Origin of the sequence: Salinibacter grassmerensis (genome assembly GCF_947077765.1) — a bacterium.
Classification (GTDB): domain Bacteria; phylum Bacteroidota; class Rhodothermia; order Rhodothermales; family Salinibacteraceae; genus Salinibacter; species Salinibacter grassmerensis.
In genome coordinates this window covers 216,433-238,890 of sequence record NZ_CAMTTF010000002.1, presented here as the reverse complement: position 1 = coordinate 238,890, position 22,458 = coordinate 216,433, and the positions used below count along the sequence as shown (strand labels likewise).

Sequence of the window (22,458 nt, the reverse complement as noted above, 5' to 3'; positions counted from 1 at the left end):
CCTCGGCACAATGTAATATGGCGCAATCGATCGGTACTAAATGTTTTATGCGCTCATCAAAGGTACTTTTTCCTCCTCTTACGTAAAGCCAATGAGCCCAATGCATGAGGAGCTGTTTTCTCGGTTTACGGAGGAGTCCAAGTCCTCGATTGAGGATCCTGACATCCATCTAAGCTACACGGATCGACAGCGGATCAAGGGGGGCGAATACGCCGAAATCGCAGAGGAGAAGCTGCCCACGCTTAAGCGTAGAATCTATTGGACAAAGGTGAACGCGGGGGTTGCAGCAGCGCTCCTGATCTTCGGGGCCCTGCTGACGGGTGTTTCCGGGGTTGGAATTGAGCTGGACTGGACCCTCGAAGAGTTCTTCTTTCCGCTCTTCTTTGCTTTCTGCATGGGAATTGCAGCCCTGGGTGGAATGTGGAGGGGGATAAAGTTGGAGAAGCAGCGGCTGCTCTGTGAACTGGTGGTCGCCTACAATGAAGAGGAAGCAAGTCAGGAGAAGGAACGGGATGTCGCATGACACCTGACGTAGCTGACGAAAGGCTCGGACCGTTTTGCCTTTTCAGATCAGTTTTTACGTTTGAAACAGCAGTCGTACCGCGACTTTTCGCGAGCTGATCTACGCCGTTATACACACGGTTGTCATACCGACATAATACAACGAAACCGCGAGATGGATGCGCTGTCTTGGAAGGATGCCGCGACGGAGTGGCTGACGTCCCTTTCTTTTGCACTGCTGGTCGTGATGGGAGTCCACGTCTTTCTCTTCCAGCCCTTCGTCGTCCCCACGTCGTCGATGGCGAAGACCATCAAGCCAGGGGACTACATTCTGGCGTCGAAACTCCACTACGGGCCCCGAACGCCGCACTCGGTCGGCCTCCCGTTTTGGGATCTGTACATTCCGGGCGTGCGCCTCCCGTCAGCCCGCCTCCCCGGATTTAGCGAGCCAGAACGCGGCAACATTGCGGTTTTTCACTATCCTCCCGAGAACAAGCCAATCGACCAAAAAACCGCGTATGTAAAGCGGCTCGTCGGACTCCCCGGCGACACCGTCGAGGTACAGAATGGCCGAGCCGTGGTCAACGGGGAGCCCCTCACGGCCGTCCCGACGGTCCAGCAGCAGTGGGACGTGCATCTGGAGGACCCACGCATGCGATTATCGCCCAGTCACCTCCGCCCGTTGGGCATCCAGACCGCACGGCCGACGTCGGATCCCAATCGGCGTCTCGTTACTGCTACCTCGGAGGCCGCCGACGCACTGGAGTCGTACTCTTTTGTGCAAAACGTGGAGCTGAAAGCATCGGCCTCCCCTGAGCGCCGACCGTCCTTCCCGGAAGACAGCGACTTTACCCGTGACGACTACGGCCCTGTTCCTGTCCCTGAGAAAAACCAAACCGTTCAACTCACAGACTCGACTTGGTCACTCTTCAAAACGGTAATCCAAGAATATGAGGAGCACAGGGCGGAGCGTGTTGGAACCGGTGTTTTTCGAATCGACGGTCAGCGGAAGCGCCGATACACGTTCGAACAGGACTACTTCTTCGTACTGGGAGACAACCGCGACAATTCGCTAGACAGTCGGTTCTGGGGGTACGTCCCGAAAGATCATCTGAATGGGGAAGCAGTGTTGACCCTCTTCTCATGGGATAGTGAGAAGAACTTTTTCAGGCTACGCCGGACCTTTCAGGGCCTTGATTAGCTTAGAGCGATCCAGTGAAGGCCCGAGCTTTGAAGTGGGTATACCCTCTATCGCAGCCGGCGGTGGGCTGCTTTTATTTCCGAACGTCGGTACCTCCTCGTCCTTGTTCACATCCTACGCAGCCCGTCGCGGCTGAACGATCACGCCGCGTAGACCAAATACCCTCTTGAGATGGAGCCTGACACATGACCAGCGAGAGCGACCCCTCAGAACGTAGCGAAGGAGACACTCGGTCGGACGAGTCATTTTCGCAGTGGCTTGCCGAGCCGCAGACGATGATTGGCCTGTCGGCGGTGCTTCTCAGTCTATGTGGGCTGTTTGTCTCGATCTACGAGACCAGATTGATGCGGCAAGAGCAGTGGGCGTCAGTGTGGCCTCGGGTTTCCGTTGGTCCTTCGCTGAATACACGGAGTGACACTGTCGAGATCAAAGTTCGAAACAGCGGGATCGGTCCGGCTCGCATTCGCGCAGCCCGGATCGAGCACGAAGGGAAGCAGAAAGCCAATTGGCAAGATCTGCTCGAGAGCGTCGGCCAACCCGGGGCCTCGCGAAATTTCGGTTTGATCAATAGACAAGTGCTGTCCCCCGGTGAGGACGAAGTCATTTTCACGGCGGTGTCGGACAGCAGTGAGCGAAACCCAAAGGGACTCCCGCCTTTGGCGCAGGAGATTTTGGATGGAGACGTCGATCTTGTGCTGTGCTACTGCTCGGCATACGACGAATGCTGGATTACAACGATGCAGAGGCACTTGGGAATCATGCCGATCATGGCGGCTCAGAGTTCTTCCTCCTCAGACGAAAGAACGCAAGAGGAGGTCTACGAGAAGACTGAAAGCTGCCAGGGCGTAAAACCCAGCGGAATTTGATGTTTGAGTGTGAGTCTGGAGAAGTCCGTTCGATTCTGCCCCTTCGCAACAGTTAGGGGCGCGCTGTAATTCGGGAGACCAGGGACCACGACGTCCCGGCTCCGCACGCTCACCAACATCCCCTTTTTCCCGACCAACGACATGCCTCGGCTTCTCGTGCTCGCCGTTGCCACCGCGGCCCTCGGCCTCACCGCACACGCCAATTTCGCTGCGGACGCCCACACCGCGCCGGGCTCGGCCGAGGCGACGGCCATCCTCCTCCCTTGTCTGGCGGACGCGGACAGGCCTCACCCCCTCGTATCGTTCGGCCCCGTCTCCCCTCCAACGCCCAAAATGCTCTTCAACTTCGACGGTGCCGACACGGCCCCGTGGCGCGTCGAAAACGACGGCGTGATGGGCGGGCGCTCAGAAGGCTTCGTCGAAGTCGCCGACGGCACGCTTACGTTCACCGGAGAGGTGGTCACGGAGGGCGGCGGATTCACATCAGTCCGTGCGGCATCGCAGGCGGACCTGTCGGGCTACGACGGGATCGAGCTTCGTGTCCGCGGCGGGGGGCGCACGTTCGAACTCGACGTCGACGACGGAACCCGGAGCCAGGGGCGGGAGGTGAGCGCATACGGTGAGCCCGTGCGCGTCGACCCGCTCGACCTCTCGGCCGTGCAGTCGATCGGGATCTACATCATCGACGGACAGGACGGCCCGTTTCGGCTCGAAGTGGACTGGATCCGGGCGTACCGCGAGGCAGAGTAGGCGGCCCGGATCGGGCCCGCGAATGGCCGATGCACCGCTCTGCGGGTCTCGAGCCTCAGTCGTCCGCAAGCCGCCGCACGCGCCGCGGCAGCCACCACGCCAGGATGCCCGTCGCGATCGTGAGGACCACGGGGATGCCGAGGGTGAGTGCCCGTCCACCCCCGGAAAGCGTGTTCGTGGCCGACATGGCGACCTGGTACGTGCTCCACTGCGCGGCCGAAAACAAGACCAGCATCGCCGTGGCCGTTCCGTACAGAAAGGCCTGCACATGCCGCGCAATCGCACGCTGGTTTGCCGGACTGAGAGCATCGTACCGCTGCTGATTCGGCATGTTGACGGCAGAGGGCGTCGTGCCCACCCACCACGCGGCGCCGTAGATGCCCACCACGACGATGATCGCAATGGCCGGAAGGGCCATCCAGTGGAGGAGCGTCGCGTCCCAGTAGGCGTCCGCCGTGCCGCTAAGGCCAAAGTGGCGCGGCACCTGGGCGGGGAGCCTCGGAAACATCCACAGGCTTCCCCCAACGAGGAGCACCGAAAGGGTCGCGTTAAGACCGTGGAGTAGGCGACTCATCGCGGTGTGAACAGGTCAGCGCAAAGGAATCGAGAGGCGCTGCACCGTTTCCCTTCCAGGACACAGAAGGAAGGTCAGTTTTTGAAACGACACGTGGGGGAAAGAGCGGGGACGACTACGGTTCGGGCTCCGGGGTCGCCCCACTCGGCACTTCGGCGGGGGTTGACTGACTCTCCAGGACGACGGCCGGTTCGAGGGGGCGGACAGCCACCGTCTCGCCGGGCTCGTAGAACCGTCGATTGTCGGTGTGGACGAGGTACTCACTGCCCCCGCAACACACCCGGTACGTGATGTCGTGCCCCTTGAATGCCCGGCCCACGACGGTCCCCACCGTGCCGTCCGAGGTCTCCGGCGCCTCCAGTGCGAGGTGCTCCGGCCGCATCGACACGAGCACCGTGCCCTCCGCCGCCTCGTTGAGCCCCACGCGGCCCAGCGGCGTGTCCGCCTCGGTGCCGGCGGCCTGCGAGAGCAGCAGGTTGGTGCGGCCCAGAAACTGGGCGACGAAGAGCGTGCGGGGCTGGTAGTACACGTCCTCCGGCGTGCCGATCTGGTCGAGCTGCCCGCCCCGCATCACGGCTAGGCGGTCGGCAAACGAGAGGGCCTCCTCCTGATTGTGCGTGACGAAGACGGCGCTCATGCCCTTGGTCTTCAGAAGCTCCCGCACCTCCTGGCGCGTCTCCTGTCGCAGCAGGGCATCGAGGTTAGAAAAAGGCTCGTCGAGCAGAATGAGGTCCGGCTCCGGGGCGAGGGTGCGCGCGAGGGCTACCCGCTGCTGCTGCCCCCCCGAGAGGTGCTGGGGCCGCCGGTCCTCGAAGCCGTCGAGCCCCACCATCTCCAGCGCCTCCTGCGCACGGGCGGACCGCCCCGCCCCCGACGCCTCGTTGAGCCCAAACGCCACGTTCTCGCGCACCGTGAGGTGCGGAAAGAGGGCGTAGTTCTGGAAGACAATGCCCACGTCCCGTGCGTCCGGCGACATGTGCACGTCGGGCCCCGAGAGGGTCTGGCCCCGCACCGCGATCGTGCCCGCCGAGGCCTCCTCGAAGCCCGCCACGCAGCGAAGCGTCGTCGTCTTGCCGCAGCCGCTCGGGCCCAGGATCGAAAAAATTTCGCCGTCCGCCACCTCGAACGACACCTCGTGGACGACGGGCGGGGCCTCGGGCCCAAACCGCTTGGTCAGGTTTTGAACGGAGAGAATCGGGGTGCTCATGACAGAAAATGGCACCCATCGTCGGCCGGGGTCGTTCCCCACGGGTCGCCCGGCGACGGCACAATTGAACGGGTCTACGTGCGCTCCGCGGCGGCGGGGCGCTCGGTTGCCTGCTCGCGGAGCAGCAGCGCGCCCACGAAGAGCGCCGAGACGAACATGATGGTGAGCGCGTAGGGGGCGGCCTGCCCGAACATCGCCTCCTCCGCGTAGCTCCACGTGTTGAGGGCGAGCGTCTCGAACCCGATCGGCGCCAGGAGGAAGGTGAGGGGCAGCTCCTTCATGGCCGAGAGGAAGACGAACGCCATGCTCACCAGCAGGCCGCGCCGCACGAGCGGGAGGGTGACACTCACGAACGCCCCGAGGGGCGAGCGGCCCAGCGACTGGGCGGCCTCCTCCAGGTGCGGCGGCGCCTGGTAGAGCGCGCTCCGCACGGGCCCGACGGCCTCCGCCATGAAGTGGAGCGCGTAGGCCGTCACGAGTAGGGCCAGCGTCTGGTACGCGAATGGCACGGCCCCGAGCGAAAACACGATGAGCGCGAGCGCGAAGGCCAGCGGCGGCGTGGCGTAGCCCAGGTAGGCGACACGCTCGATGACGCGCGTCCAGGGGGACGGATGCCGCACGCCCAGGTACGCCACCGGCAGCGCCAGCAGGGCCGCCAGCACGGCGGCCGGGGCGGAGGCCGACACCGAGTTCCAGAGGGCCGCCCCCAGACCGGCCCAGGGCACCCCGCCCGCCGCCGCGTCGGTCATCCAGTACCCCACCGTGCCCGCCGGAAGAACCACCGATAGCCCCGCCACGCCCAGCGCGAAGGCGTACCCGGCCCAGCGCCAGCGCCCCAACCTATGCCGGGCGGCCGTGCGGCTCGTCCCGCTCTCCGTCTGGTGAAACAGAAGCCCCTTCAGCAACCGCGCTTCCAACAGCAGGATCGCGCCCGTCAGGATCAGCAGCATGAGGGCGAGGCAGGCCGCGTAGATGCGGTCGTAGGAGGCCGCGTACTGGATGTAGAGCGCGTAGCTGAACGTGTCGTACCGCATCAGCGATACGACCCCGAAGTCGCCCAGCACGTGGAGGGCCACCAGGAGCCCGCCCGACAGAAAGGCCGGGCGCAACTGTGGCAGCACCACCTGCACAAAGACCCGCCATCGGCCGCGCCCCAGTGCCTGGGCCGACTCCTCCAGGCACGGATCCAGCCCCAAAAAGGCGGTCCGGAGGTTCAGAAAGAGATACGGGAACGTCGAGAGGCTGAGCGCAAGCCAGGCCCCGGTGTAGCCACTCAGTCGGGGCACCACGAGGCCGAGCGTCTGCGCGAGCGTGCCGTATTCGCCCGTCGTGGCCAGCAGGGCGTACGCCATCACGTAGCCGGGCACCGCGAGCGGCAACACGCCCAGCAACGTAAGCGCCTTTCGGCCCGGGAGGGCCGTGCGGGTAGTCAGCCAGGCCAGCGGGAGCGCCAGCACGCTCGTGCCCACGAGCACCCCCACGGTGAGCCCCACCGTGTTCCACAGAAGCCGAAGGGTACGCCCCCGCACCACCAGGTCCCACAGCGTCTCCGGGTCCGCCTGAAAGGCGCGGAGCAGCAGGTACACGAGCGGGATGAGTACTCCCCCTACGACGACCGCCACGGGGATCGTCACGTACCAACGGCGGCGGATCGTATCCAGCACGCGAAAAGGGGATCGGTTCTGCGAGTGAGGATGAATGGGCCGGTGCGTGGGCGCATTCAGGATGCCGCTCCCGGTTCCCCGCACGCTCATGCGCCATCACAACGCCCATGTGCCATTACATCAGGGCACTAGAGCGCCCCGGCGTCGCGGAGCAGTTCGAGGGTGGGGTCCATCTCCTGCAGCCGCTGCAGCTCAAACTGCGGGCTCAGCTTGAGGGCCTCGTCCGCCGACATCATGTACTCCGGCACCGGCGTGCCCGACACCACGGGATACTCGTTCACGCGGTTTGCGGCAAAGGACTGCGCCTTCTCCGAAAGCAGGAACCGCAGAAACCGGTTCGCCGCGTCAGACTGGTTGCTCGTCTGCAGCACTCCAGCCCCCGTTACGAGGGCGAGGTTGCCAAGGTCCCCGTCGGCAAACTGGTACATCTCGACCGGCGCGGAGGCGCGGGGCGCAGACTCCTCCTCTTCCTCCTCTTCGTGTTCTTCGCCCTCTTCCTCCTCCCCTTCGTACTCGCCCTCGGCCCCGCCGTGCTTGAGGCGCAGGACGTAGTAGTGATTCGTCAGCGCCACGTCAATCTCACCGGCCTCCAGTGCCCGCACCATCGGCGTGTTGGAGGTGTAGCTGTTCGGGCTCAGCGCCTGCATGTCCGACAGCCATGTGCGGGCCGTCTCCTCCCCCTCCGTGACGCGGAGTGCGGTCACGAAGTCCTGGAAGCTCGAGTAGGCGGGCGTCCATCCGATGCGGCCTTCAAACTCTTCGTACTCCGGCAGGTCGAGCACCGAGTCGGGAAGGTCCTCCGGACTCACCGCGTCGCTATTGTAGGCCAGTACGCGGAAACGGGTCGTGACCGGGGTCCACCGCTGGTTCGACGGGGTGAAGCGGGCCGCGCGAGTCGCCAACGAGTCGGGCAGCTCGGTAAGCAGGTCGTTGTTCACGGCGTTGCCGAGGGCGCCGGTCGTGTTTGCCCAGAACACGTCGGCCGGAGACTGGTCGCCCTCCTCCTGGAGCGCGGCCAAGAGCTGCGAGTCGGTGCCGTACCGCACGCGAACCGGCACGTCCACCTGCTGTCGGTACTGCTGAACGAGGGAGTCAACGAGGGCCTTGCTCCGCCCCGAATAGATGACGAGCTCGTCCTGCTCCTCCCCCCCGCAGCCGAGCAGGGACAGGACCAGGGCGAAGACGAGGCTGAGGCTGAGAAGTCGCTTCATGGGATGTGCGCGTGGGTCCGAGTAAACTGGGTTTGTTTAGATTGATTTTAAAGAAGGCGGGTGAAAGATGACACGGGGCGTACCGGGGCACACACTTAAATCGCAGAAACTCCACACGAATTGGAAGCCCGTTGGCCTCATCTGCACCCCTCCCTCGCCGCCGCTCTGCGGGTCCGGCCCTGCAGGCCGGGCTTGATTGCCTTCCCGGCCTGGGTCTCTTTTCTTCGTGGATACCCAGTTCGTCCCTTCACGCAACGTCTTCGCTCCCCCGATGGCCCGCCGAGTCGTTCTCGCCCTGCTTTTTGCATTCGCCCTTTCCCTTCCCGCCCACGCCCAGGACCCCCCTTTCTCCCGCATGGACGTGTTTGACCTGGAGTGGGTGGCCAACCCACAGGTCTCCCCCGACGGCGACCAGATCGTATACCAGCGGCGGGGCATGGACGTGATGGAGGACCGGCGGACCTCCGCGCTCTGGACCCTCGACGCGGACGGCACCAGGCATACCAAGCTGACCAATCGGACGGCCGACGAATCGTCTCCTCGCTGGTCCCCGGACGGCTCGAAGATCGCGTTCACCAGCTCGGACGAGGAGCACGGCACCGAGATTTACGTCCACTGGGTGGGGCAGAACAAGACCGCCCGCATCACGCAGCTGCCGAACGCCCCGAGTGGCCTGTCGTGGTCGCCGGACGGAACGCACCTCGCCTTTTCCATGCACGTGTCGGCCCCCGAGCCGACGCTGGCGTCGCCCCCGGAGGCCCCCGAGGGTGCCGACTGGGCAGAGCCGCCCCGTGTGGAGACCCGTCTCAACCACGAATCGGACGGCACGGGCGTCCTGGACTACGGGCACGACCACCTGTTCGTGGTGCGCGCCGAGGGCGGCCGCGCCCGGCAGGTCACCTCGGGCGACTATCCCCATTCCAGCCGCCCGGTCTGGACGCCCGACGGCGAGGCGCTCCTCTACTCGGCCAACCGGCACGACAACTGGGAGCGGGAGCGGCGCAACACGGAGCTCTATTCGGTGCCGGTGGACGAGGGCGAGAGCACGCCCCTGACGGACCGCTTCGGCCCCGACCACACCCCCCGCGTATCGCCGGACGGCGAGACCGTCGCCTACCTGGGCTACGACGACGAGGTCCAGACCTACCAGGTAACGCGGCTCTACGTGATGGACCGGGACGGCTCCGACCGGCGGGCCGTGGACCTGGGCCTGGACCGCTCGATCGACGACATCGCCTGGGACGAGGACGGCGAGGGCCTGTATTTCCAGTACGAGGACGAGGGCACCACGAAGCTGGGCCACACGACCCTCGGCGGCTCGACCTCGGTCGTCGCGGAAAATCTGGGCGGCACGGCGATCGGGCGGCCGTACGGCGGGGGCGACTTCTCCGTCTCCCAAACGGGGCGCCTCGCCTTCAACCAGACCTCGCCCGCCCATCCCGCCGAGCTGGCGGTGACGCAGCGAGACCGCGACATGCCCCGTCGGCTCACGGACCTGAACGGCGACCTTCTCGACGACCGCGCCCTGGGCCGCGTGGAGGAGATTCGCTATACGTCCTCGAAGGACGGGCGTGAGCTACACGGGTGGGTCGTTACCCCGCCCAACTTTGATCCGGACCGGGCCCATCCGCTCATGGTAGAGATCCACGGCGGCCCGATTTCCAACTACGGCGACCGGTTCTCAGCGGAGATTCAGCTCTATGCGGCGGCCGGGTACGTCGTCTTCTACCCGAACGCGCGGGGCAGTACCAGCTACGGGGAGGAGTTCGGCAACCTGCTCTACAACGACTTTTCGGGCGGGGAATACCAGGACATCATGGACGGCGTGAACCGGCTCGTCGACCGGGACTACGTGGCGGACGACAGCCTGTACGTCACGGGCGGGAGCGCGGGCGGCACGTCCGCCGCCTGGATCACGGGCAAGACCGACCGGTTTCGGGCCGCGGCCGTGCAGAAGCCGGTCACCAACTGGATCAGCAAGACGCTGGCGGCGGACAATTACTACGGCTACGCCGAGTACCGGTACCCCGGCCAGCCGTGGGAGAACCCGATGGAGTACTGGGACGTGTCTCCAGTCTCGCTCCTCGGCTCCATGAGTACGCCGACGGTCGTCATCGTCGGGGGCGACGACCTCCGCACACCGCCCTGGCAGGCGAAGCAGCTCTACAACGGGCTGAAGCTGCGCGGCGTGGAGGCGGCCTACGTCGAGATTCCGGGGGCCTCCCACGGCATCGCGTACCGGCCCAGCCAACTCATCACGAAGGCCGACCACGTGCTCGCCTGGTTCGACCGGTACCGACAATAACCCCCGAGGCACCGAGCAGACGCCCACTCAGCCCGCGTGCTTCGCCGCTAGCCGTTCGATGGCCTCAAACAGCCGCGCAGGCTGCTGGGCGCGCTTCCGCTCGCGCACCCCTTCCGTGAGCCGCCCGGCCCAGTCCTCCCGAAAAAAGCGGGTGATGGCGGTGGCGAGGGCCGGCGGGGCCTCGGGCGGGACGACGAACCCGGCCTCCTCGTGCGGAATCGACTCCGCGAGGCCACCCACGTCGGTCACCACCATGGGGCGCTCGAAATGGGTGGCAATCTGGGCGACCCCGCTCTGCGTGGCCGACACGTAGGGCTGCACCACGAGGTCGGCGGCGCCGAAGTAGGTGGGCACGTCGCCGGACGGGATGTACTCGTCGTGCCAGTGGACGCGATCGGCCAGGCCGTGCTCGCGGATGAGGCGGCGGTAGCGCTCCGGGTCGTCGTACGGCTCCCCCGCAACGACGAGGTGCAGGTCGGGGTGCTCGTCGAGCACATCCGGCATCGCCTCCAGGAGGACGTGCAGGCCCTTGTACTCGCGCACGAAGCCGAAGAAGAGGCACACCGGCGCGTCGTCCGGCAGGTCGAGGGCCGTACGGGCCTCGGCGTTCGGGACGGGCTCCCCGAAGCGCTCGTAGACCGGGTGGGCAATCTGCTCGCGTTGCACCCCGGGCCCGGTCAGCCGACGGGTGTCGGCGGCCACCGCATCGGACATCACGACATGCCCGGCGCAGGCATCCAGAAAGAAGCGGCTGAGGAGCGCGTCGCCGAGGTGCCGCTCGTGGGGCAGGGCGTTGTGGACAACGGCAAACGACGGGATGCCGTAGTGCCGCCGAAGCCCCCGCGCCACGACGCCGTAGGCGGGCGCGAAGAACGGCATCCAGTACTGGAAGACCACGGCGTCGGGGGCCGCATCCCGCAGGTGAAACCCCGTCCGAAACCACGAGACCGGGTTGATGGAATCGAGCGGGCGTGGGGCCCCCCGCACGGACGGGGGCGCGTCGTCGTCCGGCTCGTACTGCGTCTCGCCGGGGAAGAGGAGTTCGGGGTACTGCCGTGAGAAGGTCACCGGCCGCACGTCATGCCCACGCTCAGCCAGCCCCGTGACCGTCATCTCCGTGAAGTGCGCGATGCCGCCCCGGTACGGGTGCATCGGGCCCACCACCCCGATCCGCCACGTTTCATTGCCCGATTGACTCATGCCCTGCACTCAGCGTCTCGTGTGGTCACGACGAATCAGCTCTCCGCCCCTCGGTCGAGCATCTACCCGTTGACGGTGCTCATGTCCGGGTAGCGGTCGCCCGCCGCCACGCCCTGGGGCGCGATCTCATCGATGCGGTCAAGCTCGTCCTGGGAAAGAGAAACGTCGAGCGCCGCGATGTTTTCGTCGAGGTGATCCGGATCGGTCGTGCCCGGGATCGGAACGATGTCGTCGCCCTGGTGCAGTACCCAGGCAAGGGCGAGCTGCGCGGGCGTCACGTCCTTCTCGTCGGCCAGCCGATTCACCTCCGCCACGAGGTCCAGGTTCTTCTGGAAGTTCTCGCCCTGGAAGCGCGGGTTGTGGCGGCGCCAGTCGTCCTCCGGCAGGTCCTCCGGCGACTGGAAGCGGCCGGTGAGGAAGCCACGCCCGAGTGGGCTGTACGGCACAAAGCCGATGCCCAGCTCACGACACGTCGGCAGAATTTCGTCCTCCGGGTCGCGGCTCCAGAGTGAATACTCCGTCTGGAGCGCCGTGATGGAGTGCTCCTCGTTCGCGCGGCGGAGCGTATCGGCGGCGGCCTCCGACAGGCCCAGGTGCCGCACCTTTCCCTCTTCCACGAGCCGGCCCATGGCCCCCACCGTGTGCTCGATGGGCACCTCCGGGTCGACCCGGTGGAGGTAGTACAGATCGAGGGTGTCGACGCCGAGGCGCTGCAGGGAGTCCTCGCAGGCCGTCTTCACGTAGCTCGGGCGGCCGTTAATACCGTGCATCTCTCCAGCCTCGTCCCGCACGATGCCGAACTTAGTGGCAATCGTGACCCGGTGCCGGTGTGCGTCCAGCACGCGGCCCAGAAGCTTCTCGTTGGTGAAGGGGCCGTATATGTCAGCACTATCGAAGAAGGTGAGGCCGCGGTCCAGGGCCCGCTGGAGCGTCTTAATGGCCCGGTTCTCGTCGGGCGTGCCGTAGAAATCGGACATGCCCATACAGCCAAGGCCGACCGAGGAGACCGTGAGATTGCTGGTTCCGAGCGTGCGTTGCTTCACAGTGCGAGTGGGGTCGGGAAACAGAATTGCGTGGTCGAAAGAGAGGCTACGCGATCCAACGCCTCCCCTTGTTCGCTGTTGCGCGGCTCGGCGACGCCTTTCCCCGCGCACGCCGAACGAGGCCGAATGGGGAGCGGGCCGCGACACGCGACGGTCGATTCGCGGTGTCCTCCCTCCCCGGTGGTGCTCACACCGCCTCCACGGCCTGCCGCAGCCGCTCGGCGATCTTGTCATGCCCTTCCCCGGTGGCCTGCTCGGCGGCCGTCTGGCCCTGCTCGTTTGTCATCGTGGGATTGGCCCCACGCTCCAACAACAGGTCCACGAGCGCCGACTCTCCGTACGTGGCCGCGTACATGAGCGCCGTCGCGTCGTTGGCGCCGGTCGCGTTTACGTCGGCGCCCGCCTCGATGAGAACCTCGGCCACCTCGGCAAAGCCCTTGAAGCAGCAGCCCATGAGGGGCGTGCTGCCGCTGGGATCCGACAGGTTCGGATCGGCCCCGTGCTGGATCAGCAGATCCACCATCTCGGGCTGGTCGCTGTAGGCGGCAATCATGAGGAGGCTGTGGCCGTGCTCGTTCGTGTGGTCGGGATCCACTCCCTGCTCCAGGAGCCCCTCCATGGCCTCGGTGTCGCCTCGGCGAGCAACATCGTGGGCGTCAACGGCCCCGGGATCGATGTCGTGATCGTCGCCGGAGGCAGAGGTCGGGCCGTGGGACTTGGGAGAATCAGAATTGGACATGCGGTCGTGGGGGTCGTGCGAAAAGTGTGCGAGTGCCAAACACGAAGGAGGGACGAACGCGGGGTTCGCCCCTCCTCGGGCTGTCGATCCGTGAGCGAGGTTACAGAAACCATCGCTCGGGCAGAAGACGGGCTCCTACTCGAGATCGAACCGGTCGAGGTTCATCACCTTCGTCCAGGCGTCCACAAAGTCGTCGACGAACTTTTCTTCCGCGTCACTGGACCCGTAGACCTGCGACAGCGCCCGGAACCGGGAGTTGGACCCGAAGATCAGGTCCACGCGGGTGGCCTTCCACTTGACCTCGCCGGTGTCCCGGTCTCGGACCTCGAAGTGCTCCTTGTCCTCCGAAACCGGCTCCCAGTCGTAGTCCATGTCGAGCAGGTTCACGAAGTAGTCGTTGTTCAGCGTCTCCGGACGGTCGGTGAAGACGCCGTACCCGTCAACCTGCTCGTGGGTGGCGTCCAGCGCACGCATCCCACCGACGAGGACCGTCGTCTCGGCGGGCGTCAGGTTCAGCAGATCGGCCTTGTCCACCAGAAATTCTTCCGGGGTCCAGTCCTGCCACGGGTCGTCGGCGATGTAGTTGCGGAAGCCGTCCGCCTTCGGCTCAAGGTATTCAAACGCCTCCACGTCGGTCTGCTCCTGCGTGGCGTCGGTGCGACCGGGGGTAAAGGGCACCTCCACATCGTGGCCCGCGTCCGCCGCGGCCTTTTCGATGGCGGCGCTGCCGCCCAGGACAATCAGGTCGGCCAGCGATACCCGCACGTCGTCGGACCGCGAGTCGTTGAAGTTTTTCTGGATGCCCTTCAGGACCTCCAGAGCGTGGGCCAGCTGGTGCGGCTCGTTCGCCTCCCAGTTCCGGTGCGGCTCGAGGCGAATGCGGGCCCCGTTCGCTCCTCCGCGCTTGTCGCTGTCCCGGTAGGTCGACGCCGAGGCCCAGGCGGTTTTGACCAGGCGAGAGACGGACAGATCGGTCTTCAGGATCGACTCCTTCAGCTCGGCGATCTCTTCGTCTCCAATCAGATCGTGGTCGGCATCGGGCACGGGGTCCTGCCAGATCAGGTCCTCTTCGGGGACTTCCGGACCGAGGTATCGCTCCTTCGGGCCCATGTCGCGGTGAAGCAACTTGAACCAGGCCCGTGCGAACGCGTCCTCGAACCCCTCCGGGTTTTCGCGGAAGTCCTCGATGATTTCCCGGTAGTCCGGGTCCCGCTTCAGGGCAACGTCTGTCGTGAGCATCATGGGATCCACCGTCTCCGACGCGTCGTGGGCGTCCGGCACAACTCCCTTCAGCTCGTCGCTCTTGGGGCGCCACTGCCACGCTCCGCCGGGGCCCTTGTGGACCTCCCACTCGTAGTCGAGCAGAAAGTCGAGGTAGCCCATGTCCCACTCGGTCGGTGCGTCGGTCCAGGGACCCTCAATGCCACTGGTGATGGTGTCGCTCCCCTTGCCGGAGCCGTGCTCGTTTTTCCAGCCGAGGCCCTGCTGCTCAATGGAAGCGGCCTCGGGCTCGGCCTGGAGGTGCTCGTCGCTGTCGGCGCCGTGGACCTTCCCGAACGTGTGCCCGCCGGCGATGAGGGCGGCCGTCTCCCGGTCGTTCATCGCCATCCGGCCGAAGGACGTGCGGATCCGCTGGGCCGACCACTCCGGGTCCGGGGTGCTCTCCGGCCCCTCCGGATTCACGTAGATGAGGCCCATCACGGTTGCCCCGAGCGGATTGTCGAGCTCGTCCTCCTCGTTGAACCGCCCCCAGGTCTCCATCTCGTCTTCGGGCCCCCAGTCGATGGATGCGTCGGGCTTAAAGTCGTCCTCACGACCGCCGCCGAAGCCAAACGTCTCGAAGCCCATCGATTCCATGGCGACGTTGCCAGCCAGCACCAGCAGGTCCGCCCAGGAGATCTTGCGCCCGTACTTCTGCTTGACGGGCCAGAGCAGCCGCCGCGCCTTGTCGAGGTTCGCGTTGTCGGGCCAGCTGTTGAGGGGGGCCAGACGCTGTCGGCCGCCGGACGAGCCCCCGCGCCCGTCGGTGGTGCGGTACGTGCCCGCGGCGTGCCACGACATCCGAATGAAGAGCGGCCCATAGTGTCCGTAGTCGGCCGGCCACCAGTCCTGCGAGGTCGTCATTACCTCTTCGATGTCCTCCTTCAAGGCCTCGTAATCGATCTGCTCGAAGGCCTCCGCGTAGTCAAAGTCTCCGTTCCAGGGCCCGACGTCCTGTGCGTTCTGGTCGAGAATCTCAACGTCTAGGCTAGTGGGCCACCACTCGCGGCTCGTCTCCGGCGTGCTGTCACGCTGCTTCACCGACCCGTTGGACCCGTTGTGCATCACCGGGCACCCGTTGGTCCCGTTCGTGCTGTCCGTAGCATATTCTTCTGACATAGATCGAAATGGGGGCGTTGCTGGGGAAATAGCGCATCGTTACCGAAGGTACGCATCCGGAGTTGATTATTCAAATCGATCACCTCTATATTCTCGATAGCTTTCTCCTATCATAGAGCCGGTTCCTCGATGACGCTTGCGCAGCTTCAGTATCTCGTGGCCCTCGATACGCACCGCCACTTTGGCGAGGCGGCCACGGCGTGCGACGTCACCCAACCCACCCTCAGCGGGCAACTACAGCGGCTGGAGGAGGAGTTGGGGGTGCAGTTGATCGACCGAAGCCATCAGCCGGTGGTCCCCACGGCCGCCGGGGAGCCCATTGTAGAGGAAGCCCGGGAGGTGCTCGCCGCCCGGGATCGGCTCACGACCACCGCCACGGAGGTGAAGGACCGCGTCACAGGCACCCTCCGTCTCGGCATGCTCCCCACGCTGTCGCCCTACCTGCTTCCCGTTCTTCTGCCGGCCCTGGAGACGGCCTTCCCCGACGTCTCCCTCGTTCTCCGCGAGTGGCCCACGACCGAAATCCTCGACGCCCTCCGCACCGATGCGCTCGACGCCGCCCTGATTGCCACGGACCAGGCGGGCCCGGACCTGCACGACCGGGTGCTCTTCACAGAGCCCTTCGTCGGCTACGTCGCCCCCTCCCACCGCCTCGCCGACCGCGACGCACTGGCGCCCACGGCCCTCTCCATCGAAGACCTGTGGCTGCTGAGCGAGGGGCACTGCTTTCGCGACCAGGTGCTTCAGGTGTGCGGCCGCGCTCCGTCCGCCCCCCAGGCCGCTACCCAGTTCGAGAGCGGTTCCCTGGAGACACTGGTTCGTCTGGTCCGCAACAGCGGCGGGATGACGCTCCTGCCCCGGCTCGCCACGCATCAGATGCCCGAGGCAGAGCGGTCCAGGTTCGTCGTTCCCTTCGCCGACCCGGCGCCCACCCGCAACGTGCGGCTCGTCACCCGGCGCCGGCACAAGCAGCGCCTCGTGGACGCCGTCGTAAACACGCTCTACGACGCACTGCCGGATACCGTCAAGCACTCCTAGCAGTCTCCCCTCAACTCTCCAGCACCTCGGCGGTCTCGTCAGCGAGGCCCGTCGCCTCCGCCACCTCGTACGTCGACGGGTCCTTCATCCGCGGCCGGATGATCATCTCGCCCAGCAGGCCCGTGGTGAACATCTGCGACCCGAACAGGATGAGCAGCACCCCAAACAGCAGCAGGGGGCGGTCCCCGATGGGGTCCCCGAGCACAAGCTTCTCGAACGACAGCCACAGGCTTACCAGAAAGCCGAGCGCAAACGCCACGGTGCCCATCGACCCGAAGAAGTGCATGGGCCGTACGGCGTAGCGGGTGAGAAAGACAACCGTGATGAGGTCGAGAAACCCCTGGATGAAGCGTTCGACCCCAAACTTGGTGGTGCCGTACTTGCGGGGGTGGTGCTGCACCTCTTTCTCGGCGATTCGGTCGTAGCCCTCCCACTTGGCGAGGAGCGGAATGTAGCGGTGCAGCTCGCCGTAGACGTCGATGCTCTTCACGACCTGGCGGCGGTAGACCTTCAGGCCGCAGTTGAAGTCGTGCAGCGGCAGGCCGGAGGAGAAGCGCGTGACCCAGTTAAAGAAGTGGCTGGGCAGGGTTTTGCGAAGCGGATCCTTGCGATTTTTCTTCCACCCGCTGACGAGGTCGTAGTCCCCCTCCTCCAGCACGTCGATCAGGGCCGGAATTTCGTCCGGGTCGTCCTGCAGGTCCGCGTCCATGGTCGCGACGTAGCGCCCCTGTGCCCGATCGAATCCCACGGCCAGCGCCGCGGACTTGCCGTAGTTGCGCCGGAAGCGGAGACCCGCAACTTGGGGGGCGTCTTCGCAGAGCTCCTGCACGACTTCCCACGTCTCGTCCCGCGACCCATCGTCGATGATCCACAGCCGGAACGAGAGCCCGGCCTCCTCACACGCCGCCCGCACGCCCTCGGCCAGTTCGGGGAGGGATTTCGCCTCCTCGTAGGCCGGAACCACGACCGACAGGTCGGGCGCCTGAGGGGCGGAGGGAGAATATTCGCTTGTGGAAGCCTCCACGGGAACGGGACACTGTCCAGATGGCTGCGCAGTTCGGGCCGCGGACCTCGCGTGAGCGGACCTCGGCGACGAGCATCCCCCACGCTGCGCGGTGCGCCCTCCCTACGCATCGATCGTCGCGTACTTGGCGTTGCGCTCGATAAACTCGCGCCGGGGCTCCACCGAATCCCCCATGAGGGTGGAAAAGAGCCGGTCGGCCGCGGCGGCGTCCTGAATGGTCACCTGCTGGATCTTGCGCGTCTCCGGATTCATGGTGGTGGTCCAGAGCTGCTCCGGGTTCATCTCGCCGAGCCCCTTGTAGCGCTGCATGCTGGGGCTGTTGCCGTCGGCCCGCAGCTCCGCCATCCGCGTCTGCATCTCCTCGTCGGACCAGCAGTAGATCTCCTGGCTGCCGTTCTGGATTCGGTAGAGCGGCGGCAGGGCGATGTAGATGTTGCCCTTCTCGATGAGGGGCCGCAGCTGTCGGTAGAAGAAGGTGAGGAGCAACGACCGGATGTGCGCCCCGTCCACGTCCGCGTCGGTCATCATCACAATCTTGTGGTACCGCATTTCATTCATGTTGAACTCCTCCTCCGTGGACGTGAGGCCCGTCCCGAGCGCCGTGACGATGTTCTGGATCTGGTCGTGCTCCAGGATGCGGTCGAGGCGGGCCTTCTCCACGTTCAGGATCTTGCCACGCAGGGGCAAAATGGCCTGGAAATGGCGGTCCCGCGCCTGCTTGGCCGAGCCGCCCGCCGAGTCGCCCTCCACGAGATAGAGCTCTCCCTCTTCCGGGTCGCGCGAGGAGCAATCCGCCAGCTTGCCGGGCAGACTGCCCCCCGAGAACGCGTCCTTGCGCTGCACCAGCTCGCGGGCCTTCCGGGCCGCCGCCCGCGCCTCCGCCGCCTGGATGACCTTCTCGATAATGCGCTCCGCCTGGTCGGGGTGGTCCTCCAGCCAGCGGCCCAGCTCGGTGTTAATGAGCGACTCGACGATGCCCTGCACCTCCGAATTGCCGAGCTTCGTCTTCGTCTGGCCCTCGAACTGCGGCTCCGACACCTTCACCGAGAGCACCGCCGTGAGCCCCTCCCGGAAGTCGTCGCCCGACAGGTCAAACTTGAGGTCGCTCAGCATGTCGTTTTTCTGGGCGTAGCGCTTCAGCGTCCGCGTCAGGGCGCGCCGGAAGCCTGTGACGTGCGTGCCGCCCTCGTGCGTGTTGATGTTGTTGACAAAGGAGAGGACGTTCTTGTTGTACTCGTCGTTGTACTGCATGGCCAGCTCCACCGGCACCTCCCCGTCCGTCTCAGCGATGTAGATCGTCTCGTCGAGAATGGAATCCCGTGCCTCATCGAGGTAGTCCACAAACCCGATGATGCCCTCCTCCGAGTGGTACGTCTCTCGGGCCAAGTCCTCGTCCTCCTCGCGGTGATCCTCGACGCGAATGCGCACCCCTGCGTTGAGGAAGGCCAGCTCGCGCAGGCGATCCGAAAGCGTCTCGAACCGGAACTCCGTCGTCTTAAAGATGTCCCCGTCCGGCCAAAACCGGATGCGCGTCCCGGTCTCCTCCCCCGCCTCCATCGGGCGCACCATGCGCACCGGGTCCTCCGGCACCCCGCACAGGTAGTTCTGCTCCCAGACCGAGCCGTCGCGCCAGACGGTCACATCGAAGCGCGACGCCAGTGCGTTCACGACCGACACGCCCACGCCGTGCAGCCCGCCGGACACCTGGTAGCTGTCCTTGTCGAACTTGCCCCCAGCATGAAGCACAGTCATGACCACCTCCAGGGCCGACCGGTCTTCCGCCGGGTGCTGGTCGACGGGAATGCCGCGCCCGTTGTCCTCGATCGACACCGAGCCGTCCTCGTAGATCTCGACCCCAACCTCGTCGCAGTGGCCGGCCATCGCCTCGTCGATCGAGTTGTCGAGGACCTCGTAGACGAGGTGGTGCAGGCCCCGCAGGCCCACGTCGCCGATGTACATGGAGGGGCGCTTGCGCACGGCCTCCAGGCCCTCTAGCACCTGGATGTTGGACGCCGCGTAGTCGCTGATTGCGCGATCCGGAAGGTCGGTGGTCTCGCTCATGAAAAACAGACAGCCAGTCGAAAGGGGGTGAAGGCGCTGGTAGGGCTTTTTTCGGCCATTCAGTCAGCCCAAATGCAACGGAACGATTGATTGATGGTTCGGGCCGCGCGCCGCGCCGGTGTACCCCACTGCCGGGCACGGGCTCGTCGCATGGAGTCGTCCTCAATTCGTTCGGGACTGGTGGACACCGCTCGGGCAGTTCCCTACGTTATGCGTCGTCGTGGTCGTTTCGAATGAGAGACGTCCCCCGTGCTCTTTCCACAAACGAGCTCTGCCTCATGCGACGCATCCTCGCCGCCGTACTGCTCCTTCTCGCCTGCCCCGCCCTCGTTCTGGCACAGGCGCCCGAGATCGACCGCATCGATCCGCCCTTCTGGTGGGTCGACATGGAACGGTCGACCGTGGAGCTGATGGTCTACGGCGAGAATCTCGCCGAAACCCGGGTGGGGCTCGGGCGTCACCCCGGCGTGACGCTGGACCGGGTCACGGAGGTCGAAAATCCCGACTACCTCTTCGTTCGCCTCCGCATCGCCGACGCGGCCACGCCCGGCACGGTGCCGCTCCGCTTCCGACACGACACAGGGACGCTCACCCGCGACTTTGAGCTCCGCCCGCGGCGCACCGACACCTACGCCCAGGGCTTCTCCAGCGAGGACGTGATCTACCTCCTCATGCCGGACCGGTTCGCGAACGGCAATCCCGAAAACGATTCGATTCCTGGCTTCCTGGAGGGGGTAGACCGCTCCGACCCTGACGCGCGCCACGGCGGGGACTTCGCTGGCATCCGCGAGCACCTCGACTACATCGACGACCTGGGCATGACGGCGCTCTGGATGACGCCCATCTTCGAGAACGACATGCCCCCCGAGTACGGCGCCTATCATGGCTACGCCGCCACCGATATGTATCGGGTGGACCCGCGGTTCGGAAGCAACGACACGTTCCGGCGGCTCGTGGCGAGCGCCCACGAACGGGACATGAAGGTGATCATGGACATGATCCACAACCACATCGGCGACCAGCACGAGTGGATGGACGACCCGCCGACCGACGACTGGGTCCACGACTTCGACGCGCACGGCACCACCAACTATGAGGGCGCCGCCGCCATCGACCCGTACGCCGCCGAGCACGACCGGGAGCAGCTGACGGACGCCTGGTTCGTCCCCTCGATGCCCGACCTCAACCAGGACAACGAGCTCTTGGCCACCTATCTCATTCAGAACACGCTCTGGTGGATCGAGTCGACCGGCATCGACGGCATCCGGATGGACACCTACTTCTACGCCGATAAGGACTACATGACGCGCTGGACGTCGGCCGTGCGTGCGGAGTACCCTGACTTCAATATCGTGGGCGAGAGCTGGGTGCCGACCGTGCCCCACGAGGCCTACTGGCAGGACGACTTTCAGGCCCACCCCGACGACTACGACTCGGACCTGCCGAGCGTCACCGACTTCCCGCTAAGCTTCGCAATGCAGGAGGCTTTCTCCCCCGACGGCGGGAGCGTCTACGATCTCTACCAGACGCTCGCCCAGGACCACGTCTATCCCGCGCCCAACAAGCTCGTGACCTTCCTCGACAACCACGACCTCAGCCGGTTTTTCTCCGTCGTGGACGAGGACGAGGCCGCCTTCAAGCTGGCGTATACGTTCCTCATGACGACGCGCGGCATTCCGCAGGTCTACTACGCCACGGAATTAATGCAGCCGATGTTGGACGTGGAGGGCGACGGCGCCAAGCGGGCCGACATGCCCGGCGGCTGGCCGAACGACACGCGGAGTGTGTTCACCGAAGGGGGCCGCACGGCCCGCGAGAACCGGGCACACGACTTCGTGACCGCCCTGACGACGTGGCGTGAGGACGCCGAGGTGGTTCACCACGGCAGCCTTACCCACTACATCCCGCAGGACGACACCTACGTTTACTTCCGGTACGACGCCGATGATGCAGTAATGGTCGTCCTCAACGACGCGGAGGAATCGCGCACCCTAGACCTCGATCGCTTCGAGGAGCGCATCCAGGATCACACGACGGGCCGCGACGTGATCAGCGGAACGACCGTGCCCCTCGGCGACTCCCTCACGGTGCCCGCACGGACCCCGATGGTGCTCGAGCTTCAGAAGTGACGGGCTCCCCCGGCGCATCACACTTCGTGCCGGACCCACACGATGAGACTCATGCCCCGCTCCAGCACGTCCGACAGGTGCGGGCCCTCGTCGGCATCCTCGGCCGGGGCGTCGGCCAGGAACTGCTCGATCTCATCGTGCGTCCGGCGCGCCTCCTCCACCAGTTCCTCCGAGACCGCCGGGTAAAGGCTAAGCAGGTGCTGGTGCATGGCCTGCGTGAGGCGCTCGGCACGGCGCATCTTCATGAGGAGGTCGAAGTGGCGCACGGCGTGCGGCAGCGGCTCCTCCTCACGCTGTTCCAGCGGCACGCGGCTCAGGGCCATCTGCATGAGCAGGTCCATGAGCGTCTGCCCCGTGTTCTGGAGGCGGGCAGTAGCCTGGTCGGCCGGCTCCTGCGCCGAGGGGTCGCGGCCCGCCCGGCGCTGGGCCACCGACTCACGGAGCGTCGCGGCGGTTGACAGGGTGGCCAGTAGCGTCATGGACTCAAGCACCGCGGCGGATTCGGGCGGGCCTTCGGAGGTGGTCTCGTCGCTCATAGAGACGGGCTTGGACGGAAGAGAGTCAGG

The 22,458-nt window shown here is 65.6% G+C and carries 18 protein-coding genes; 7 read left to right on the top strand and 11 right to left on the bottom strand.

The annotated features are described in order from the left end of the window. Positions 1-91 precede the first annotated feature (91 nt). From OJB03_RS05290 to OJB03_RS05275, 4 genes are all read left to right on the top strand, one after another. Positions 92-523, top strand: a complete 432-nt coding sequence (locus tag OJB03_RS05290; RefSeq protein WP_263785759.1) for a hypothetical protein — start codon at positions 92-94, stop codon at positions 521-523. A 153-nt stretch (positions 524-676) separates the two neighbouring features. Beyond that, on the top strand, positions 677-1,702 hold the full coding sequence (gene lepB, locus OJB03_RS05285) for a signal peptidase I (RefSeq protein ID WP_263785758.1): 1,026 nt from the start codon (positions 677-679) through the stop codon (positions 1,700-1,702). A gap of 185 nt (positions 1,703-1,887) precedes the next feature. Next, on the top strand, positions 1,888-2,568 hold the full coding sequence (locus OJB03_RS05280) for a hypothetical protein (protein WP_263785757.1): 681 nt from the start codon (positions 1,888-1,890) through the stop codon (positions 2,566-2,568). A 141-nt stretch (positions 2,569-2,709) separates the two neighbouring features. Then, positions 2,710-3,318: a CIA30 family protein gene (locus OJB03_RS05275; RefSeq protein WP_263785756.1), complete on the top strand. Its 609-nt coding sequence runs from the start codon at positions 2,710-2,712 to the stop codon at positions 3,316-3,318. Between the two features lie 55 nt (positions 3,319-3,373). Here OJB03_RS05275 and OJB03_RS05270 read toward each other — a convergent pair whose 3' ends face one another. The 4 genes from OJB03_RS05270 to OJB03_RS05255 form a co-directional block, all read right to left on the bottom strand. Continuing rightward, positions 3,374-3,892, bottom strand: a complete 519-nt coding sequence (locus OJB03_RS05270; RefSeq protein WP_263785755.1) for a DUF1648 domain-containing protein — start codon at positions 3,890-3,892, stop codon at positions 3,374-3,376. Positions 3,893-4,007: 115 nt separating this feature from the next. Further along, a complete protein-coding gene (locus tag OJB03_RS05265; RefSeq protein ID WP_263785754.1) occupies positions 4,008-5,099 on the bottom strand; it encodes an ABC transporter ATP-binding protein in 1,092 nt (363 codons plus the stop codon). Between the two features lie 74 nt (positions 5,100-5,173). Then, positions 5,174-6,853: an ABC transporter permease gene (locus tag OJB03_RS05260; RefSeq protein ID WP_423816358.1), complete on the bottom strand. Its 1,680-nt coding sequence runs from the start codon at positions 6,851-6,853 to the stop codon at positions 5,174-5,176. A gap of 38 nt (positions 6,854-6,891) precedes the next feature. Next, entirely contained in the window at positions 6,892-7,974 is a 1,083-nt protein-coding gene (locus OJB03_RS05255; protein ID WP_263785752.1) for an iron ABC transporter substrate-binding protein, read from the bottom strand. Positions 7,975-8,245: 271 nt separating this feature from the next. Here OJB03_RS05255 and OJB03_RS05250 point away from each other — a divergent pair, with 271 nt between their 5' ends. Next, a complete protein-coding gene (locus OJB03_RS05250; protein WP_263785751.1) occupies positions 8,246-10,279 on the top strand; it encodes a S9 family peptidase in 2,034 nt (677 codons plus the stop codon). Positions 10,280-10,306: 27 nt separating this feature from the next. Here OJB03_RS05250 and OJB03_RS05245 read toward each other — a convergent pair whose 3' ends face one another. The 4 genes from OJB03_RS05245 to katG all read right to left on the bottom strand — a co-directional run bounded on the left by OJB03_RS05245 (position 10,307) and on the right by katG (position 15,586). Continuing rightward, the gene (locus OJB03_RS05245) at positions 10,307-11,479 is read right to left on the bottom strand and encodes a glycosyltransferase family 4 protein (RefSeq protein WP_263785750.1); all 1,173 of its coding nucleotides are present in this window, start codon (positions 11,477-11,479) and stop codon (positions 10,307-10,309) included. A 62-nt stretch (positions 11,480-11,541) separates the two neighbouring features. After that, a complete protein-coding gene (locus OJB03_RS05240; protein ID WP_263785749.1) occupies positions 11,542-12,522 on the bottom strand; it encodes an aldo/keto reductase in 981 nt (326 codons plus the stop codon). Positions 12,523-12,709: 187 nt separating this feature from the next. Next, a complete protein-coding gene (locus OJB03_RS05235) occupies positions 12,710-13,261 on the bottom strand; it encodes an ankyrin repeat domain-containing protein (RefSeq protein ID WP_263785748.1) in 552 nt (183 codons plus the stop codon). A gap of 135 nt (positions 13,262-13,396) precedes the next feature. Further along, positions 13,397-15,586: a catalase/peroxidase HPI gene (gene katG / locus OJB03_RS05230; protein ID WP_272507214.1), complete on the bottom strand. Its 2,190-nt coding sequence runs from the start codon at positions 15,584-15,586 to the stop codon at positions 13,397-13,399. 183 nt (positions 15,587-15,769) lie between these two features. On the opposite strand from katG, the gene OJB03_RS05225 reads away from it, so the two are divergent. After that, on the top strand, positions 15,770-16,678 hold the full coding sequence (locus OJB03_RS05225; RefSeq protein WP_263785746.1) for a hydrogen peroxide-inducible genes activator: 909 nt from the start codon (positions 15,770-15,772) through the stop codon (positions 16,676-16,678). Between the two features lie 10 nt (positions 16,679-16,688). On the opposite strand, the gene OJB03_RS05220 is transcribed toward OJB03_RS05225, so the two are convergent. Continuing rightward, on the bottom strand, positions 16,689-17,702 hold the full coding sequence (locus tag OJB03_RS05220; RefSeq protein ID WP_263785745.1) for a glycosyltransferase family 2 protein: 1,014 nt from the start codon (positions 17,700-17,702) through the stop codon (positions 16,689-16,691). Between the two features lie 102 nt (positions 17,703-17,804). Then, positions 17,805-19,763, bottom strand: coding sequence for a DNA topoisomerase (ATP-hydrolyzing) subunit B (gyrB, locus tag OJB03_RS05215; RefSeq protein ID WP_263785744.1), 1,959 nt, complete (start codon positions 19,761-19,763; stop codon positions 17,805-17,807). Between the two features lie 278 nt (positions 19,764-20,041). On the opposite strand from gyrB, the gene OJB03_RS05210 reads away from it, so the two are divergent. After that, positions 20,042-21,892 (top strand): glycoside hydrolase family 13 protein, encoded by a 1,851-nt coding sequence (locus OJB03_RS05210; RefSeq protein WP_263785743.1) that lies wholly within the window; start codon positions 20,042-20,044, stop codon positions 21,890-21,892. A 17-nt stretch (positions 21,893-21,909) separates the two neighbouring features. Here the strand turns inward: OJB03_RS05210 and OJB03_RS05205 are convergent, their stop codons facing one another. Further along, the gene (locus tag OJB03_RS05205; protein WP_263785742.1) at positions 21,910-22,428 is read right to left on the bottom strand and encodes a hypothetical protein; all 519 of its coding nucleotides are present in this window, start codon (positions 22,426-22,428) and stop codon (positions 21,910-21,912) included. Positions 22,429-22,458 lie beyond the last annotated feature (30 nt).

Bases quoted from the DNA above. Each gene is read 5' to 3' on its own strand.
- OJB03_RS05290 (WP_263785759.1), top strand. From the start codon at position 92: ATGAGCCCAATGCATGAGGAGCTGTTTTCTCGGTTTACGGAGGAGTCC.
- lepB (WP_263785758.1), top strand. From the start codon at position 677: ATGGATGCGCTGTCTTGGAAGGATGCCGCGACGGAGTGGCTGACGTCC.
- OJB03_RS05280 (WP_263785757.1), top strand. From the start codon at position 1,888: ATGACCAGCGAGAGCGACCCCTCAGAACGTAGCGAAGGAGACACTCGG.
- OJB03_RS05275 (WP_263785756.1), top strand. From the start codon at position 2,710: ATGCCTCGGCTTCTCGTGCTCGCCGTTGCCACCGCGGCCCTCGGCCTC.
- OJB03_RS05270 (WP_263785755.1), bottom strand. From the start codon at position 3,892: ATGAGTCGCCTACTCCACGGTCTTAACGCGACCCTTTCGGTGCTCCTC.
- OJB03_RS05265 (WP_263785754.1), bottom strand. From the start codon at position 5,099: ATGAGCACCCCGATTCTCTCCGTTCAAAACCTGACCAAGCGGTTTGGG.
- OJB03_RS05260 (WP_423816358.1), bottom strand. From the start codon at position 6,853: ATGAGCGTGCGGGGAACCGGGAGCGGCATCCTGAATGCGCCCACGCAC.
- OJB03_RS05255 (WP_263785752.1), bottom strand. From the start codon at position 7,974: ATGAAGCGACTTCTCAGCCTCAGCCTCGTCTTCGCCCTGGTCCTGTCC.
- OJB03_RS05250 (WP_263785751.1), top strand. From the start codon at position 8,246: ATGGCCCGCCGAGTCGTTCTCGCCCTGCTTTTTGCATTCGCCCTTTCC.
- OJB03_RS05245 (WP_263785750.1), bottom strand. From the start codon at position 11,479: ATGAGTCAATCGGGCAATGAAACGTGGCGGATCGGGGTGGTGGGCCCG.
- OJB03_RS05235 (WP_263785748.1), bottom strand. From the start codon at position 13,261: ATGTCCAATTCTGATTCTCCCAAGTCCCACGGCCCGACCTCTGCCTCC.
- katG (WP_272507214.1), bottom strand. From the start codon at position 15,586: ATGCACAACGGGTCCAACGGGTCGGTGAAGCAGCGTGACAGCACGCCG.
- OJB03_RS05225 (WP_263785746.1), top strand. From the start codon at position 15,770: ATGACGCTTGCGCAGCTTCAGTATCTCGTGGCCCTCGATACGCACCGC.
- gyrB (WP_263785744.1), bottom strand. From the start codon at position 19,763: ATGAGCGAGACCACCGACCTTCCGGATCGCGCAATCAGCGACTACGCG.
- OJB03_RS05210 (WP_263785743.1), top strand. From the start codon at position 20,042: ATGCGACGCATCCTCGCCGCCGTACTGCTCCTTCTCGCCTGCCCCGCC.
- OJB03_RS05205 (WP_263785742.1), bottom strand. From the start codon at position 22,428: ATGAGCGACGAGACCACCTCCGAAGGCCCGCCCGAATCCGCCGCGGTG.